Here is a 17,024-nt window from a genome sequence, read left to right on the forward strand (position 1 = left end):
GGCGATGGATCGTCTAGGATAGGCTGACAGGCCTATTATCGCAGGGAATTCTACAGGAACAAGCGATCGCTTGAAACAACCACGATTGTATAGAACCGGTCTATCCTAAAAGTTTAGTCGCTCAATAGAGACCATAGCGGAGAAAGATTGCATGTTGCATAGCCAATTTGAAGGATGGTTGGACACCGAGACCCCAAAACATAAGTCCTTTGAACTGCCCGGCGCAAAACCTCACTACAACCCCGATCGCCCCGGACAAGTTCAGCACATCCGCCTCGACCTCGACCTCGATATCCCCAACCAGCGCTATCAGGGCACCTGCAGCATCCAGATCCAGCCCATTTGTGACGGCATTGAGCACCTCACCCTTGACGCGGTGGATCTCCAGATTGACGCCGTGCAGGTCGGCCCCGTCGCCCAGCCCTTTGACTATGACGGGGAATTCCTCAACATTCGCCTACTGACGCCTACCCGCGCCGGTCAACCCTTCACCGTGGCGATCGCCTACCGGGTGGAACATCCCCAACGGGGGCTCTATTTCATCGCGCCGGATGAACACTATCCCAACAAAGCCACCCAGGTATGGACTCAGGGCGAGGATGAAGATTCCCGCTACTGGTTCCCCTGTTTTGACTATCCGGGACAGTTGGCCACCTCAGAAATTCGGGTGCGGGTGCCCAAGCCGCTGATGGCGATTTCCAACGGCGAGCTAATCGAGACCCAGGAAGACGGCGACTTCAAAATTTTCCACTGGAGCCAGCAGGAGGTGCATCCCACCTATCTGATGACCTTGGCGGTGGGTGATTTTGCGGAGCTGCGGGATGAGTGGAACGGCAAGCCGGTCACCTACTACGTGGAAAAGGGGCGGGAAGCCGATGCCCGCCGCACCATGGGCAAGACGCCCCAGATGATCGAGTTCTTTAGTCAGGCCTACGGCTATCCCTATGCTTATCCGAAATATGCCCAGGTCTGCGTTGAGGATTTTATCTTCGGCGGCATGGAAAATACCTCGACGACCTTACTCACCGATCGCTGTCTGATTGATGAACGGGCTGCTATTGATAACCGGGGGTCGGAAAGTTTAGTTGCCCATGAACTGGCCCACCAATGGTTTGGCGACTTGGTGGTGATTAAGCATTGGTCTCATGCCTGGGTGAAGGAAGGCATGGCGACCTATTCGGAAGTGATGTGGACAGAGCGCGAGTATGGGGCCGATGAAGCAGCCTACTATCGGCTAAATGAAGCCCGCAGCTATCTGAGCGAAGACAGTTCCCGCTATCGCCGCCCCATGGTCACCCATATTTATCGAGAAGCGATCGAACTCTACGATCGCCACATCTACGAAAAGGGAGCCTGTGTCTATCACATGATCCGTCGGGCACTGGGGGATGAACTCTTTACCCGAGCGATCCATGCCTTTGTCAACGACCATGCCCACCAAACCGTGGAAACCATCGATCTACTGCGATCGATTGATAAAACCACCGGCCGCAACCTGCAATTCTTATTTGATCAATACGTATTTCGTGGCGGACATCCTGACTTCAAAGTGTCCTACAGTTGGGATAACGATAGCCAACTGGCAAAGCTGACGGTAACTCAAACCCAAGCCCAAGATGGCGATACCCCCAGCACCAATGGTCTATTTGACCTGAAGATTCCCATTGGCTTCGGCTACAGCGATCGCCCCTCAGACCCCACGGTATTTACCCTCCGCCTCCATGAGCGGGAGCAAACCTTCTATCTACCACTGCCCAAGAAGCCTCAGTTTGTCAGCTTCGATGTGGGCAATCATACGCTCAAGACCGTTACTCTAGACTATCCGCTAGCAGAACTGAAAGCCCAGCTCAAATCCGATCCCGATCCCCTCTCTCGCATGTTTGCCGCAGAAGCGATCGCCAAGAAGGGTGGTCTGGAAGGCGTGCGAGCCCTAGCTGAGGCCCTGCAATCGGATCCGTTCTGGGGCGTGCGGGCGGAGGTCGCGTCTAACTTGGCCAGCATCAAGCTCGATCAAGCTACGGAGGCGCTGGTGGCTGGACTTCAGGATTCTGAAGCTAGGGTACGCCGCGCCGTCGTCTCTGCCCTTGGCAAAATCAAAACCTTAGCCAGCTACCATGCCCTGAAGCCCGTGGTGGAGCAGGGAGATGCCAGCTACTACGTGGAGGCTGCAGCCATGGGCGCGATCGCCCACGTCGCCACCAGCGACTTCAATGGCGAGTCGAAGCAAGACGAGGTGCTAGCTTTACTCCGGTTGGCTCTAGAGACCCGCGCTGGCTGGAATGAAGTGGTGCGTAGTGGAGCGATCGCCGGTCTGAGTAAGCTCAAAACCTCCGAAGCGGCCCTGGATCTGATTTTGCAGTACACAGCCCTCGGCGTTCCCCAAGCCCTGCGTCTAGCTGCCATCCGGGCCCTCGGCGTAGTTGCCAGCGGCCAGTCCGACACCAACCTGCAGCGCATCCTCGATCGCCTGGATGAACTCGCTGGGGAGTCCTTCTTCCTCACCCAGGTGTCAGTTGCCAGCGCCTTGGGCAGCATGGAAACTCCGAAAGCGATCGCCATTCTCCAATCCTTGGCCGATCAGACCCCCGATGGTCGGGTGCGCCGCCGAGCGGAGGAATTTATCCAAAAGGTGCGAGATGCGATTGGCAAGGATAAGGCGGTGAAGAAGCTACAGCAGGAGCTAGATCAACTGAAGAAAGATAATCAGGATCTACGCAGTCGTCTGGAAGCACTGGAGGCTAAATCGAAGGAGTCCTAAGCGCTGAGTAAGGAGAGCGATCGCCCTGGTTAACCGTTAATCGGACAAGAAGCGATCGCTCCTAGGATGAAGGGTCAACAGGAGGATGCCATCCTGCAGAGATCCAGGCTTGCCGCACAGCCACAGCATAAGGGTTATTGAGTCGCAACGCGATGACAGTAGCTCGTCCAATTGCCGTTAACCCAGCCACGTAAATTCCCTGATTTGTCCAGATAAAATGATCACGCCAACGGTCATGGCGAGGATTGAACAGCCTTACTGTATCGCTGGTCACCGGATCTTGAGCCTGGGTTTGGACGCCTTTGTAGGAATTGCATAGACGGCAAGCCAGCCAAAGATTGTCTTCCTGGTCTGATCCACCGGCTACCTTGGGAAGAATATGCTCGATTTCCAAAACGCCCAAAACATATTTTTGCAGACTTTGGCAGTAGCCGCACCGATCGCCTGCCTGCTGCCTTACCCGCTGGCGCATCGATTCAGGAATGGGATTCACGAATCTAACGGTTCCCTTAGCCCTCGTTTAACCGCCTCACTCAGAGCCGTTGCTTTTCTCAGCAATCCTTCCTGATAGACCTGCATCAGAGCCGTTAATTCGTTACGCTTCTGGGAATCCAAGAGTCCGGCTTGCTGTTGATCAAGCAGTTCGCTCAATCGTGCATCCTGGGACGGCTCAAGTTGCAGATTAGCGAAAGCGATAACCTGTTCATCCGTAAGCTCTGCCATGGGTTCCAGCGCTGCACCCGTATCACTCACCAAGGGAATGGCGCTGTCAATCGTGTTGGCTAAGACCGTAAGAACGTCTTGATTGGCAAGCCTTGCAAAGCGCTCAGCCCGACGATACGCCTCATCTGACAAGGTAATAGTAACTTGGGTAGACATGTTGCCACCTCAAAACTGGCTGGTCACCATACGCAATGGGGAAGCTATCAACGCTTTCCCAACTCAAGCGATACATTCTAATTGCCCTCGCGACGGGAGCCAGATATCCGTACCGTTTAGAAACAGTACACCTATCATATTGCCCCTCAAGACGACTATGCAACCTTAGCAGACTCCATCCCTAGGGTCTTCATGGATACATGGCCTGCCTATATTGGAGCCATGCCCTTGAGTTCTTCTCAAGTCGCTATTTGTAAACTTCTGTAAAGCGCTCTATCATAATGAGCAAGGAGCGATCGCTCCCTGCTTAACGACTTGGAAACACGTGCCGTGACTGCTCCCATTCTCATCTGGTATCGCAACGATCTGCGCCTGCATGATCATGAACCGCTGCACCGTGCCCTGAAGGAGCGATCGCCCCTTGTGCCGGTGTACTGCTTTGATCCTCGCCAGTTTGGCCAAACCGCCTTTGGCTTTCCTAAAACAGGGGCGTTTCGGGCACAGTTTTTGCTGGAGAGCGTGGCGGAGTTGCGGCGGCAGTGGCAGGCCCTTGGCAGTGACCTGATTGTACGCTGTGGGAAACCGGAGGAGGTGCTTCCAGAGCTGGCCCAGCAGGTGGGGGCGATCGCTCTTTATTATCACCAAGAAGCTACATCGGAAGAATTACAGGTTGAGCAGCAGGTATCCACAGGGCTGACGTCTCTGGGAATTGAGTGCAAATCGTTCTGGGGCGCGACGCTTTATCATCCTGATGACCTACCCTTTGAGCTGACTCAGACGCCGGAGATTTTTACTCAGTTTCGTAAACAGGTAGAAAAATCCTCTTGCATTAATCCACCTTATCCAGCGCCGACTCACCTGCCAGATCTGCCGGGAAATTTGGAGACAGGCGTTTTGCCCACGCTTCAAGATTGGGGGCTAGATGCCCCGGCCATGGATGAGCGGCAGGTGTGGAACGTTCATGGAGGCGAGACGGCCGGGCGCGATCGCCTTCAGCACTATATCTGGACGCAGGACTGTTTGCGGCGCTATAAGCAAACGCGGAACGGGATGCTGGGGGCAGATTATTCCTCCAAGTTTTCGCCTTGGCTCGCGTTAGGCTGCTTATCTCCCCGCTGGATTGCGGCGGAAGTGCAGCGCTATGAAGTGGAGCGAGTAAGCAATGACTCGACCTATTGGCTTATGTTTGAACTGCTGTGGCGGGATTACTTTCGGTTTATCTGTGTTAAACATGGCGATCGCGTTTTTTATCCATCAGGACTGCGGCAGTTACCCATAAATTGGAAACAGGATTGGCCACGGTTTGACCTCTGGTGCCAGGGTAAAACCGGCTTTCCCTTGGTGGATGCCAATATGCGCGAGCTGGCGGCGACCGGGTTTATGTCCAATCGCGGTCGGCAAAATGTAGCTAGCTTTCTCACCAAAAATCTCGGCATCGACTGGCGTATGGGGGCAGAGTGGTTTGAATCGCTGTTGATTGACTATGATGTCTGCAGTAACTGGGGCAACTGGAACTACACGGCGGGCGTGGGCAATGATGCTCGCGGCTTTCGTTATTTCAATATTGCTAAACAATCCAAGGATTATGATGCCGACGGACAGTATGCCAAGCATTGGTTGCCAGAACTAGCCCAAGTGCCCGCCAGTAAGGTGCATGCACCCTGGAAACTCAGCGCGGAGGAACAGCGGCGATCGCACCTGCAGATGGGGGTAGACTATCCGCGTCCCATCGTAGATTTGTTCAAATCAGTCCAGGCGAACGAGGCGATCTACAACGCAGCTTTGGCCCGAGCTGGGCTCTAGGATGAGATGCGCCGTCCATCGTTGGGGAATGTTACCCAATCTGGATGTTCAGCATCATGGCCTGCAACTTGGGCATTAAACTAGTAGCGATGACCGATGCGATCGCGGAGTCAGAATGATTTGAGTACTCTAACATCATGGCGCATGAGTCCCGGTTGGCTGAAGCTAGCCCTGGCGACTCTCCTTCTGCTAGGGATCCTGTTTCGATTTGTCAGTCTCGATGGCAAAATCTACTGGCACGACGAGGCCTACACGTCTCTACGGGCAGCGGGCTATCTCGGCATTGAAGTTGATGAAGCGCTGTTTCAAAATCAGATCGTTGCGGCTCCTAGCCTGCAGCAGTTTCAAACCATTAAACCCGGTAGTACGGTCGCCGATACGGTGCGATCGCTGGCCGTGGATGTCCCTCAACACCCGCCGCTCTATTTTGTGATGGCGCGATTTTGGATGCAGTGGTTTGGTGGATCGGTTGCTGCCAGCCGCGCCCTTGCCGCTGTGATCAGCCTCTTTTCGTTGCCGGCCATGTATGTTCTGGGGGCAGAGCTGTTTCAATCACGATTGGCAGGAGCGATCGCCGCCGTCCTGCTGGCCCTGTCACCCTTTGATATTTTATTTGCCGAAACTAGCCGTCAGTATAGCTTACAAACGTTTTTGATTATTCTCAGCAGTTGGCTGCTGCTGCGGGCAGCCCGCCAGCGCTATCGATGGCTATGGGGACTGTATGCCCTCACCGTTGCCGCCGGGCTTTACACCCAACCCTTAATTGTCCTCACCTGGATAGCCCATGGGCTCTATGTTGTGGGGCGCTGTGCCGCCGAACCAGCCAGGGGCACCTTTGCCCGACTGAAGCATGGCAGTCGCTGGCAACCTCTCTGGGGCTATGGGGCAGCAATGGCGATCGCTTTTCTGCTCTTTGCGCCGTGGCTCTGGGTATTTATGACCAATGTGGGGCAGGTAGTTGCCACTTCAAGCTGGACAAGCAGCCCCATGGGGCTAGACCGTCTGGCAAAGTTCTGGCTGCTCAGCTTTACCAGTTTGTTTATTGACCTAGACTTTGGGTTTGAAAACCCCATGACCTTTCTGCTGCGGCTGCCGTTCCTAGTGCTGATTCTGGGAGGATTCTACAGGGTCTGTCGCCGCACAGCTTTACCAGTGTGGCTGTTTCTGCTCACCATGGGCGTTGTTCCATTTATCTTAATCGCTCTGCCCGATCTGATTCTGGGCGGTCAGCGATCGGCGATCACCCGCTACCTCAATCCTTGCTTTCCAGCCATACAGCTCGTGGTTGCCTACTGGCTCACCCAAGATTTTGTGCTCAGTAAAACCCAAGGGCGACGCTGGGTCTTGCCCGTTCTACTCACGGCCAGTATTGTATCCAACACCATGAGCAGCATGGCAACCAGTTGGTGGAGCAAGGATTTAAGTTACCCGAATGACAAAATTGTTAGCCATCTGAACCAAGCTCAACCGACCGTCTTGATCAGCGATGTGGGGGATACCTTCACCAATCGAGGCGATCTCCTAGGGCTGAGCCATGATCTGGAGAATGAGGTTTTCCTGCTGTTGCTCACCCAACCGCCAGATCTATCGGCGCTCGATCTGGCCAGCGAGGAGCGATCGCTCTTTGTGTTTCGGCCATCGGCGGCATTGACAACCGTTCTGGAAAGCCAAGGCACCCTCAGCCCCATGGCAGACTCAGGCGGCAACCTATGGGCATTTGAGCCTCAGGATCCCTAGGCGATCGCTCCGATCGGAGGATGAAACCCTTGGATCCATCAGGCATCATAGGGTTAGATGTCTTCCCCATTTTGACTGACGACCTGTATGACAAAACGTTTCCCACTGGCTTTGGCTGGGCGTTGGCTGCCCCTTCCCCTAGCTGGCGTCATGGCCGCCCTGCTGCCCCAAGGGGCAATCGCCACCCGCCCACCCGATGCCACCATCGCCTGCGAGATCCTAGTGGTTGGGGGTGGATTGGCCGGTGTGGCGACGGCCTATGAAGGACTGCTGGCAGGACGCACCGTTTGCCTGACCGAACTCACCGACTGGATGGGCGGGCAGATTTCGTCCCAAGGCACCTCTGCCCTCGATGAACGCACCACCCAACGCCTTGAGCAATTCTATTCCCGAGGCTATCTGGAATTACGCGATCGCATCCGACGTCACTATGGACGCATTAACCCTGGAGACTGCTGGGTCAGCGAGTCTTGTTTCTATCCCTTCGATGGCCATGATCTGCTGGTGGACATGCTGGAGGATGCCGAACAAGAGGGACGGGGCACCCTGCACTGGTTTCCCAATACCGTCATCAAAGATCTAGACATTCGCGATCGCCAAATCCGCAGCGCGATCGCCATTCAGCACCAGCCTGCCCCCGACGCCCCACCGCTCAATACCTTTCACCTATCCAACATCCTAGAGGATGCCTATACCTACGCCGACTCCGAGCGCTTCACGAAAACTATTCTGCAGTTCGAACCCCTGATTCCCGAGGGAGAGAGCGATCGCGTCGCCGATTGGTATGTGGTGGAAGCGACCGAAACCGGAGAGCTGATTGCCCTGGCAGATCTGCCCCACCAGCTAGGTATTGATGCCCTCTCCTACGAAGAACCCTCCTCCTCTAGCCCCACCGACGATCCCTACTGCACCCAAGGGTTTACCTACACCTTTGCCATGCAGTCCACCGAAGAGCCCCAGGTTCAGGAACCGCCAGATTTCTACCCCCAGTACGAACCCTACTATAGCTACGAGCTAACCCGCCTAGCCGATTTCGATCTGGTCTTTACCTACCGCCGCATTTTGGCCCAAGATCCCCAGCCCCAAGGCACCGACCGCAGTATTTATGACTACGAGGTGGCTGTCGGTGATATTTCCATGCAGAACTGGACCTGGGGCAATGACTACCGTCCCGGCACGGCGGAAGACAATCTGATCTATACCCAAGATCAATTGCGATCGCTTGGGCAACTCGAACCGGGCGGCTGGCTAGGAGGCCTACGGGTGGAAACCCTGCGTCGCGGCGAAGAAATCTCCCTGGGATACTTCCACTGGTTGGTGGATGGCGTCACGGATTCCCAACTGGGTGACGGTGTGAAGGAACGCCATCCCAACCACACCTTCCTGAGCGGTCTAGATTCTCCCATGGGCACCGTCCACGGTCTCTCCAAATATCCCTACATGCGCGAAGGCCGTCGCATTATCGGGCGACCCGATGGCCGCTATCCTGACGGCTTTGTGATTTCTGAAATCGATATTTCCCGCATTGACTACGCCGCCGATCCCTTCTACGCCGAGAACTTACCCGACGCCATGTATCGGCGGCTCTTAACGGCGTTAGCAGGACGCAACACCCTTGCGGTGCTCACGGGCGACTTGAGTCTCGAAAACTTGAGTCGGCGATCGCGATCGCGGATCTTCCCCGACTCCGTGGGCATTGGTCACTACGCCATCGACTTTCACCCCTGCATGGCCTTGCATCCCCCAGAAGCACCCGGCAATATAGAGCGCCCTGGAGAACGACAGGGGGCTGGACAGGCCTATCCTTTCCAAATTCCGCTGCGAGCCCTCATTCCCCAAAACCTGGATAACCTCCTCGTGGCCGGAAAGAGTATCGCCACGAGCCATATCGCCGCCGCCGCCTACCGAGTCCATTCCTTTGAATGGTCATCTGGGGTCGCCGTGGGCAATACCATTGACGTTGTGCTAGATCGCAATCTATTGCCCTATGATCTTGTGGACAACCTTCTTGCCGGTGAACCAGACTTGGAACGGCTGCAGCAACGTCTGCGGGAACAAGGCAATCCCATCGCCTTCCCAGATACATCCATCTTTAACGAAGATTGGGATGGCTGGCGTTAATTCTGCAGCATTGGAGGGCACCCAAACCTTGAAAAAAGTTGCAAAACTTAACCTAAAGACTTGGCAAAATTGCCCAATTCCACCGAGAATGTTAGACAAAGATGAGAATGATTCATAAATCTTTAGAGGAGGATCACGCAGATGGACTGGAGAATTGTAGTTGTATTGTCGCCGGTCATTTTGGCTGGAAGCTGGGCCTTGTATAACATTGGTAAAGCTGCCCTTAAGCAAGTCCAAACCTTTTGGAACCGCGAAGCGTAGGCGATTCATGACGTGCGCGATCAGCAGCGATCGCCTTGAGACCGGTTTGCCCTCGATTCCATGCTGATGATGTACCCATAGTTGAGGGGAGCACACACAAAAAGATCAGTGTGTTCCCCTTCATAGTTGATGTGGGTTTCTTAGGGATGGGCAACTCAATGGACATCGTGATCGCTTGTGGCTTTTGTGCTGTAAACCTCGCCCTTTACGTCTACCGTTGAATATGCATCAGGCGATCGCCCTCGATCCGGCCTATCAGGCCGCAGAGTCTTTACTGCAGCAGTTTGAGCGCTTTGGCGTAGATCTGGGGCTAGATCGCATCCAGCACCTATTGACCAGGCTTGGATCGCCCCACCACCGGGTTCCGATCATCCATGTCGCCGGTAGTAACGGTAAGGGCTCGGTCTGTGCTTGCCTATCCGCCGTGCTCACAGCAGCCGGCTACCGAGTCGGACGCTACACCTCGCCTCATCTAGTGCATTGGTGCGAGCGCATCTGTATTCAAGATCAGCCCATTGCCGCCGCCGACCTCTATGCTGCGCTCCAAGAGGTGCAGCGCGCCATAGATCCCGATCAGCCCTGTCCCACCCAGTTTGAAGTGTTTACAGCGGCGGCTTGGCTGTATTTTGCCCAACAGCAGGTTGATCTGGCGGTGATGGAAGTGGGTTTGGGCGGTCGGCTAGATGCCACCAACGTCTGCGATCGCCCCCTCGTAAGCGTAATCACCTCTCTCAGCCTAGAACATTGGCAGCGCCTAGGGCCCACCTTGTCCGATATTGCCCGTGAAAAAGCTGGCATTCTCAAACCCCACTGTCCGGCGGTGATTGGGCCCTTGCCTCCCACGGCAGAGGCAGTGGTGCGCGGTCGTCTTGAGTCGCTGTCATGTCCTACGGTTTGGGTTGAGCCGGCCCAAGACTGCGGAGAAGGGTGGGCGCTCTACACCACACCAGCAGGGCTAGACCCAGTTCCCCCTGGGCAAACCTATCGCTATCCTTTGACCCTACCTGGCCAACATCAGTGCAGTAATTCTGCCGTGGCGATCGCGGCCCTGCAAGTTCTCCAGCGCCAGGGATGGCAGATCTCAACCCAGCATTTTGACCAAGGTCTGCGGCAGGTGAGCTGGCCGGCTCGCTTACAGTGGTTTTCCTGGTCGGGCTGCTCGGTCTTGGTGGATGGGGCCCATAATCCAGCCGGAGCCATCGCCCTGCGGCAGTATGTCGATCAATGTATAGCCAAAGGCGATCGCCTCCAGGCTCCCATCCACTGGGTTGTGGGACTGTTGGCAACCAAAGACCATGCAGACATTTTGCAGCCGCTACTGCGACCAGGCGATCGCCTCTGGCTAGTGGAGGTTCCAGGCCATGCTTCTGCTGATCCTCAACACCTGATGGAGGTCGCTCATACCGTTTGCCCAACCCTCGGCTCTTGCGAAAGCTATGCCGATCCCATAGAAGGGTTGCTGGCAGCGATCGCCACCAGTCAACGCCAGCAATCTCAGTCTCCTAGCGTCATCCTATGCGGGTCGCTCTATCTCATCGGTTGGATGTTTCAATCCACCGAATGGGCTACGCTATCAACCACGCTTGATCTGCGCCAACATCCAATCGTTCCTGTCCTCCATGAACCGTTAAAGCCCTCATCGGCTGGGTAAACTAAGGACTCACGGTATACTCACGGACAGCGATCGCTGTCCTGCGTTCGTCAATACGCTGTATCTCCGCCACCATCTTCGGCAGACCCAAAACATTCCCTTTTTAAATAAGCAGTATTACAGCAAGGTTCACAATCCCACGGTAGCTATGGATTAGGTCATCACTCCAATGCATTTCTACACCTTGGATCAAATTCAAGCTACCCATCGTTCAGAGGTTGGGGATACCGCATTTCACTTGGCCCAAACGCTGCAGCAGGGCTATCCCGTGCTACCTGGCATTGTCATTACCGCATCTGTGCTGAATGATTTTCTCGAACATATTGACTGGCTGGAGCCCCTATTTGCCGATCTACCCAATTCCACCCTGCATATTGAAGTTGAAGATCCGCGGCAACTGCAGGCGATCGCCCGTACCATTCGCCAAGCGATCGAAAGCAACCCGTTCACAATCACCCATTGGATCGACGAGGTGCTGCACCTAGCTCAGAGCTGGTCGTCCAAGCAGGTGGTGCTGAAACCATCCCTGTCCCTCTCGCCGGAAGTTGGCTACTTCTTGCCCGAAGCGTCCACTGAAAGCCTAATTGATGCCAAGATCTATCCCCTCACGGATCTGGGTTTGCGGGAAGGGGTGCGCCATATCTGGAGCGATTTATTTAGCGCAAAAAGTTTATTTTATTGGCAACGTTTAGGCATCAGCCTGCAACATATTCAACTGGCTATCCTGGTGCAACCGATCGCCACCCCTGACCTATCCGGTGACTTGTATCTCAACGAGCAGAGCTTAGATATTCGAGCCATCTGGGGGGTTGATCAAGCGATCGCCACGGGCGAAGTCTGTCCCGATTGGTATCGCGTTGACCTATCCACAGGGCAGATTCTCGACCAAAAAGTAGAGCAAAAATTCTATCGCTGTGCCGTTCGCCTGCCCGATGCAGCGCCGGAAGCGATCGCACCGATTCCCGCCATTCAGCCAGGGCTAGACTTGGTGGCGATCGATCCCTCTGAGCAACGAGCCGCCGTTCTGTCTCCCCCCAACCTCTCAGCTCTTCTTGATCTGGCTCGCACGATTGCCCAACAAAACTCTCGCCCTATTCGCGTCAACTGGCTCCTCTCCTCGCTCCTCCCCAATCCGACCGTGTGGATCAGCCATATCACGCCGCAAACCCGCCCCTACAACCTATCAGCGACGGCGCAATCTACGACCCTCACCCATCAGCCGATCTCGATATCACCGGAGACCCTCTGGGGCATTGGGGTCGCCCAAGGGCAAATCTCGGGGCAGGTCTGGGTTGCTAATGAGCGCGATACCACGCTGCCGAACCTTCCCCCCGACTGTATCCTGGTGGCTACGGTTTTCATGCCCACCTGGTTACCACAACTGGATCATATTGCTGGCATTATTACTGAGCAAGGCGGAATCACCTCCCATGGGGCGATCGTGGCCCGCGAAGTGGGTATTCCTGCCGTCGTCGGCGTTCTCAATGCCACCCAGCAACTACATACAGGCGATCGCATTACCGTAGATGGCGATCGCGGCGGCATCTACCGAGGCAACCATCCGCCCATTCCTCCCCTAGAAACGTCCTCCAAACACGAGCTAGAGTCACCACCTGCCGATCGTTCGGCCGTGGCCACCGTCTCACCCCATCGCATCCAGCTTTGGGTGAATCTCAACCGCTGGAGCACCCTGCCCCAGCTTGACACCCTACCCATTGATGGTGTTGGACTGGTGCGGTCTGAAATTGCCTTAATGGAGTTAATTGAGCAGCGCCATCCCCTCGACTGGATTGCCCAGCACCAAAGTCACCATATCCAAGCCCGCCTAGTTGAACAGCTTCAACGACTGGCCAAAGCCATGGCTCCGCGCCCCATCTTTTATCGATCGCTGGATATGCGCTCCCATGAATATCAACTGCTGCGAGGCAGTCCCAGCCTCACGCCGGAAGTCAATCCCATTCTCGGCATGCACGGCACCCTCAGCTACACGCTCAACCCCGCCTGGTTTCAACTGGAGTTAGCCGCCATCCGCCAAGTCCAGCAGATGGGCTACACAAACATCAATTTATTGTTGCCGTTTGTCCGCACTGTCGAAGAGTTTCAGTTTTGCCACCAATGGGTGATGCGTGCCGGCTTGACCCAAGTCCAGGCCTTTCAAATCTGGATTATGGCCGAGGTTCCCTCCGTGGTCTGGCTGTTGCCCGACTACGTGAAAGCTGGGGTGCAGGGCATTGCCATTGGCACCAATGACCTCACCCAACTACTGCTGGCGATCGATCGCGATCATCCAGATCTTTCGTCTCGGTTGGATACTCGGCATCCCGCCGTGCTGCGGGCGATCGCTCAATTAGTCAGCACAGCCAAGCAACTGCAGATCCCTTGCTCCATTTGCGGGCAAATTCCCCTCCAGGATGCCAATCTGCTGCAAACCTTTATTCAATGGGGCATCAGCGCCATCTCCGTCGAACCCCACACGGCTCGACAAATGCATAACCTGCTTCTCAATGCAGAGCGATCGCTGTCGAATCAGCATCAGCGATAGGATTACTCTTCTCGGTCAGGGTTTAAGCGCTCCATCATTTCATACAATTCTTGGGCGCGATCGCTCCAACGGCTCACCTGATAGTAGGTCTCTAGGAGATTCTCGCCATCTACATAGACCTCCTCCGTCGGATAGGCTTGGATGACCTCAATCAAACTAATGGCATCATCATCACTCGCTGACAAAATTAAGGCTGACCGCAACGCCTCTTGGTTAGCTTCACCCGACGAGGTATGAATGGTTTGTCCTACCCGCTCCAGCAGCATTTCGCCAACCCAAGAGTTCAACGCCACATCCAAAAATACAAGCCGCATGGGAATAGGGCGCACCAAGGCCCGCTGCAGCTCTTCAGGATCTTTATCAGTGCGATTGGTGTAGTGCTCTAGATCAGACGACAGTTCACCGGTCTCGGCAAATGCCGCCAGTTCCTCCACCGATAGGCTACGCTCAAATCCAGCATAGCGAAATACAATCCGCTCTGCCGCGATCGCATCGGGCATTCCCCATCCCAGGACTAGGCAACTCGACACCATCCCAATCCCGCATAGCCATCGATTGCGACCGGTTTGCTTACGACCCATCTTTCTCGTCTCCCACAACGCCAACAGTACCTTCACTGACGCCTCGCATCGATCAAAAGTTGCCCTGGCCAGCAGGGAACCATATCGCCTGTGGGGATTTGGTTCATCCTAGGAGAAGCGATCGAGGAGCCCTCTTAGGAGCGGCGATCGTCCCGCTCAATCTGCTTCTGCTCCGCCCGCTTTTCCACGCGAAACAGCCAAACCATCAGCGCCACCACCCCTACCTGCAAAGCAAAGTTAGGGAGCGTAGCAGCCGAGGCTCGTCCTGCGGCCAGTTCTGCCAGAAAAATGAAGGCTCCGATTAATCCCGAGGCTCCGCAAACCCCATACACAAAAATTCTCAACCCTCGATAGGGTGCTTTGACCTCCGCCCGCAGCCGAGCCATCATTTCATCATCTAGTCGGGGATTGAGCGGAGAAACGCGATCGCGCGGTGATTTTGCCATCTAACCTCAGCCTAGGCATACCCATTCACTGCTACCACTCTACCAAAATCCCCGCTTACCACTGGGATGAATCGTGGCCCAGTTGGTGCGGGCTGTGGCTAACTGATCATCGGAGACCTTGGCACCGGTCAAATCTGCCCCGCAGAGATTGGCTCCTCGCAAGTTGGCATTACTCAGGTAGGCATAGCTCAAATCCGCTCCCCGCAAATTTGCTCCGCCCAGATCCGCATGACTCAGGTAAGCCCGGGCCAGGTTGGCATTTTTCAAGACCGCTTGATTCAAATTCGCCCGCCCAAAATCGGCGTTAAACAGGTTGGCATTCTGGCAGTTTGTTTTTTGCAGCTTGGATTGGTGAAAGCTTGCTCCCGATAGATCAGCCTTCTGCAAGCTCAAGCCCCCCAAGTTGTGAGAGGTGAAGTCGCGCCGCCCTTTACTGTAGGCTTCTAGAAGCTCCTCCGCCGTTAAACGCGGCATGACTTTGGCGCTTCCTCCTCGCGACGAACTCGTAGAGCCTGTGGCTGTGTCTGAGGAGGAGGACGATGGCTTGCGCAAAAGCTGATGGCGAGACGCTCCAGGCTGGAGACTGGTAGCATCAGACGCATTGCGCGACTGGCGCGCCCGAATAGCCGCCGCAATGCGCGAGGTGGGCGACGATGTAGACATTTCATTGCTGTTGCCAATCGTCCGCCCCATGCCAGACTTAGGCGATCGCGGCGGACGATTGGCCGTCACCATACTCTGGGCCAAGCTGTCCATGTAGGGCTCTAGATCTAACGCCCGCAGGACATCATTGGCAGACTGGAAACGATGGCGCACCGAGACTTCCAGCATCTTCTCCAGCACACTGGCAAAATGATCGCTCACATGCACATAGTCTCGCCACAGCATTTCCCCCGTGGCGGGATCATAGTCCATATCCTTCGGTGATTTGCCAGCTAGTAAATACACGCAGGTAACGCCTAGGGCATACAGATCACTGGCATACACAGGACGCATCGCCATCTGCTCCGGCGGCGCATAGCCTGGGGTGCCAATGGCGTAGGAGGTCAACGCCGTTTGCTCAGATGCGGCAGCCTTGACTGGGTCAATTTTGTCCTTCACCGCACCAAAGTCAATAAGCACAAGCTTCTTGTCTTCTGTGCGTCGAATCAAGTTGGCTGGCTTAATATCTCGGTGAATGACCTGCTGGCTGTGAATGTACTGAATCATCGGCAGGACTTCACTCAGGAATTGCTTCACCCCAGCCTCGCTGAATGGCCCTGAGCCCCTCACTTCCTGCTGCAGCGTGGAGCCACTGATATATTCCTGAACAAGGTAGAACTCTTGATTGGCCTCGAAGTAGTCGAGCAAGCGCGGAACTTGGGGGTGATTGCCAATCTTGCCCAGGGTTTTAGCTTCACGCTTAAACAACTCGCGCGCCATCAGCAAAACATTGGGCGATGAGGCGGCAGGGCGGAGCTGCTTGATCACGCAGTGGGGATGGCCAGGTAGCTCTTCATCACGGGCCAGGAATGTTGCGCCAAACCCCCCCTGTCCAAGAACCTGTATCGCTCTGTATCGCCCTTGCAGCAGCAATGGAGAACCACAGGCTTGACACAGTTCTGTGTGCGCCAGGTTCTCAGGATTAGGGCAAGAGGGGTTTAGACAATAGCTCATGCGGCGTTTCTCATCTCATCTCAACCGCTAGGTGTCATGGGGTAGGGGGCTTCACTAATTGTGACACTTTCCTAAATCTATGTTTCCTAGAAAGTCATCAGAAGGTGTCAAATTTGGGGAAAATTTCTTGAAGCGTTGCTAAACGTTACAGCAAAAGGGTTGAAGGATCCGTAAACGTAACCGCTAATACCATCTATTCATCTGAACCAACAGCAAACAGGCGATCGCTCAAGGTTGCGTCCGATTGCTGCTCTACCCCATGATACAAAGATAGCGCGTCATTGAATCACAGCTATCTCGCAGCCATCGTCAGGACAAGGCCTGGTTTAAGCACGCAACCTTACACCCCCTAGATTAATTTAATACCCGATCTTTGGGTTAGATGCCACTGGGTATTGCCCATCATTGTCTAGCCAAGCAACCTTTTCTAGACTTCTTTTTCCGTATATTTGCGCTTGTCAACCAATCTAGGATCTTCAGGCGTGGTGCGGACTCAGGATGCACACTGAGAAAACAGCATCACCAAGCAACCGGAAACCAAGCAGCCTCAAGATGATTGCCGAGGCAATGTGTCTGAGCAAACGCGATC

General features: G+C 55.0%; 12 protein-coding genes. 7 read left to right on the plus strand and 5 right to left on the minus strand.

All coding sequences use genetic code 11. The features are described 5' to 3' along the window. Positions 1 to 151 precede the first annotated feature (151 nt). A complete protein-coding gene (locus JUJ53_RS16655) occupies positions 152 to 2,758 on the plus strand; it encodes a M1 family metallopeptidase (protein ID WP_204153158.1) in 2,607 nt (868 codons plus the stop codon). A gap of 61 nt (positions 2,759 to 2,819) precedes the next feature. Here JUJ53_RS16655 and JUJ53_RS16660 read toward each other — a convergent pair whose 3' ends face one another. Together JUJ53_RS16660 and JUJ53_RS16665 are read right to left on the minus strand one after the other, a co-directional pair. Then, positions 2,820 to 3,251 carry an HNH endonuclease gene (locus tag JUJ53_RS16660; protein ID WP_343327971.1) on the minus strand — a complete coding sequence of 144 codons (432 nt, stop codon included), beginning with the start codon at positions 3,249 to 3,251 and terminating at the stop codon, positions 2,820 to 2,822. Continuing rightward, positions 3,248 to 3,637 carry a hypothetical protein gene (locus JUJ53_RS16665; protein ID WP_204153159.1) on the minus strand — a complete coding sequence of 130 codons (390 nt, stop codon included), beginning with the start codon at positions 3,635 to 3,637 and terminating at the stop codon, positions 3,248 to 3,250. Before JUJ53_RS16665 ends, JUJ53_RS16660 begins: the two co-directional genes overlap by 4 nt. Before the next feature lie 330 nt (positions 3,638 to 3,967). On the opposite strand from JUJ53_RS16665, the gene JUJ53_RS16670 reads away from it, so the two are divergent. The 6 genes from JUJ53_RS16670 (at position 3,968) to JUJ53_RS16695 (ending at position 13,752) form a co-directional block, all read left to right on the plus strand. After that, positions 3,968 to 5,440, plus strand: a complete 1,473-nt coding sequence (locus JUJ53_RS16670) for a DASH family cryptochrome (RefSeq protein ID WP_204153160.1) — start codon at positions 3,968 to 3,970, stop codon at positions 5,438 to 5,440. Between the two features lie 144 nt (positions 5,441 to 5,584). Continuing rightward, positions 5,585 to 7,177 carry a glycosyltransferase family 39 protein gene (locus tag JUJ53_RS16675; RefSeq protein ID WP_204153161.1) on the plus strand — a complete coding sequence of 531 codons (1,593 nt, stop codon included), beginning with the start codon at positions 5,585 to 5,587 and terminating at the stop codon, positions 7,175 to 7,177. Between the two features lie 150 nt (positions 7,178 to 7,327). Then, positions 7,328 to 9,298 carry an FAD-dependent oxidoreductase gene (locus JUJ53_RS16680; protein ID WP_204153279.1) on the plus strand — a complete coding sequence of 657 codons (1,971 nt, stop codon included), beginning with the start codon at positions 7,328 to 7,330 and terminating at the stop codon, positions 9,296 to 9,298. Positions 9,299 to 9,439: 141 nt separating this feature from the next. Continuing rightward, a complete protein-coding gene (locus tag JUJ53_RS16685; RefSeq protein ID WP_204153162.1) occupies positions 9,440 to 9,559 on the plus strand; it encodes a photosystem II protein Y in 120 nt (39 codons plus the stop codon). A gap of 223 nt (positions 9,560 to 9,782) precedes the next feature. After that, a complete protein-coding gene (locus tag JUJ53_RS16690) occupies positions 9,783 to 11,210 on the plus strand; it encodes a folylpolyglutamate synthase/dihydrofolate synthase family protein (RefSeq protein WP_204153280.1) in 1,428 nt (475 codons plus the stop codon). A 169-nt stretch (positions 11,211 to 11,379) separates the two neighbouring features. Beyond that, positions 11,380 to 13,752, plus strand: a complete 2,373-nt coding sequence (locus JUJ53_RS16695) for a putative PEP-binding protein (RefSeq protein WP_204153163.1) — start codon at positions 11,380 to 11,382, stop codon at positions 13,750 to 13,752. Between the two features lie 2 nt (positions 13,753 to 13,754). Here the strand turns inward: JUJ53_RS16695 and JUJ53_RS16700 are convergent, their stop codons facing one another. The 3 genes from JUJ53_RS16700 to JUJ53_RS16710 all read right to left on the minus strand — a co-directional run bounded on the left by JUJ53_RS16700 (position 13,755) and on the right by JUJ53_RS16710 (position 16,435). After that, positions 13,755 to 14,333, minus strand: coding sequence for an alpha/beta hydrolase (locus JUJ53_RS16700; RefSeq protein ID WP_204153164.1), 579 nt, complete (start codon positions 14,331 to 14,333; stop codon positions 13,755 to 13,757). A 134-nt stretch (positions 14,334 to 14,467) separates the two neighbouring features. Beyond that, the gene (locus JUJ53_RS16705) at positions 14,468 to 14,779 is read right to left on the minus strand and encodes a DUF3493 domain-containing protein (protein WP_204153165.1); all 312 of its coding nucleotides are present in this window, start codon (positions 14,777 to 14,779) and stop codon (positions 14,468 to 14,470) included. A gap of 39 nt (positions 14,780 to 14,818) precedes the next feature. Next, positions 14,819 to 16,435: a serine/threonine-protein kinase gene (locus JUJ53_RS16710; RefSeq protein WP_204153166.1), complete on the minus strand. Its 1,617-nt coding sequence runs from the start codon at positions 16,433 to 16,435 to the stop codon at positions 14,819 to 14,821. Positions 16,436 to 17,024 lie beyond the last annotated feature (589 nt).

It is taken from the genome of Leptolyngbya sp. CCY15150, from assembly GCF_016888135.1.
Classification (GTDB): domain Bacteria; phylum Cyanobacteriota; class Cyanobacteriia; order RECH01; family RECH01; genus RECH01.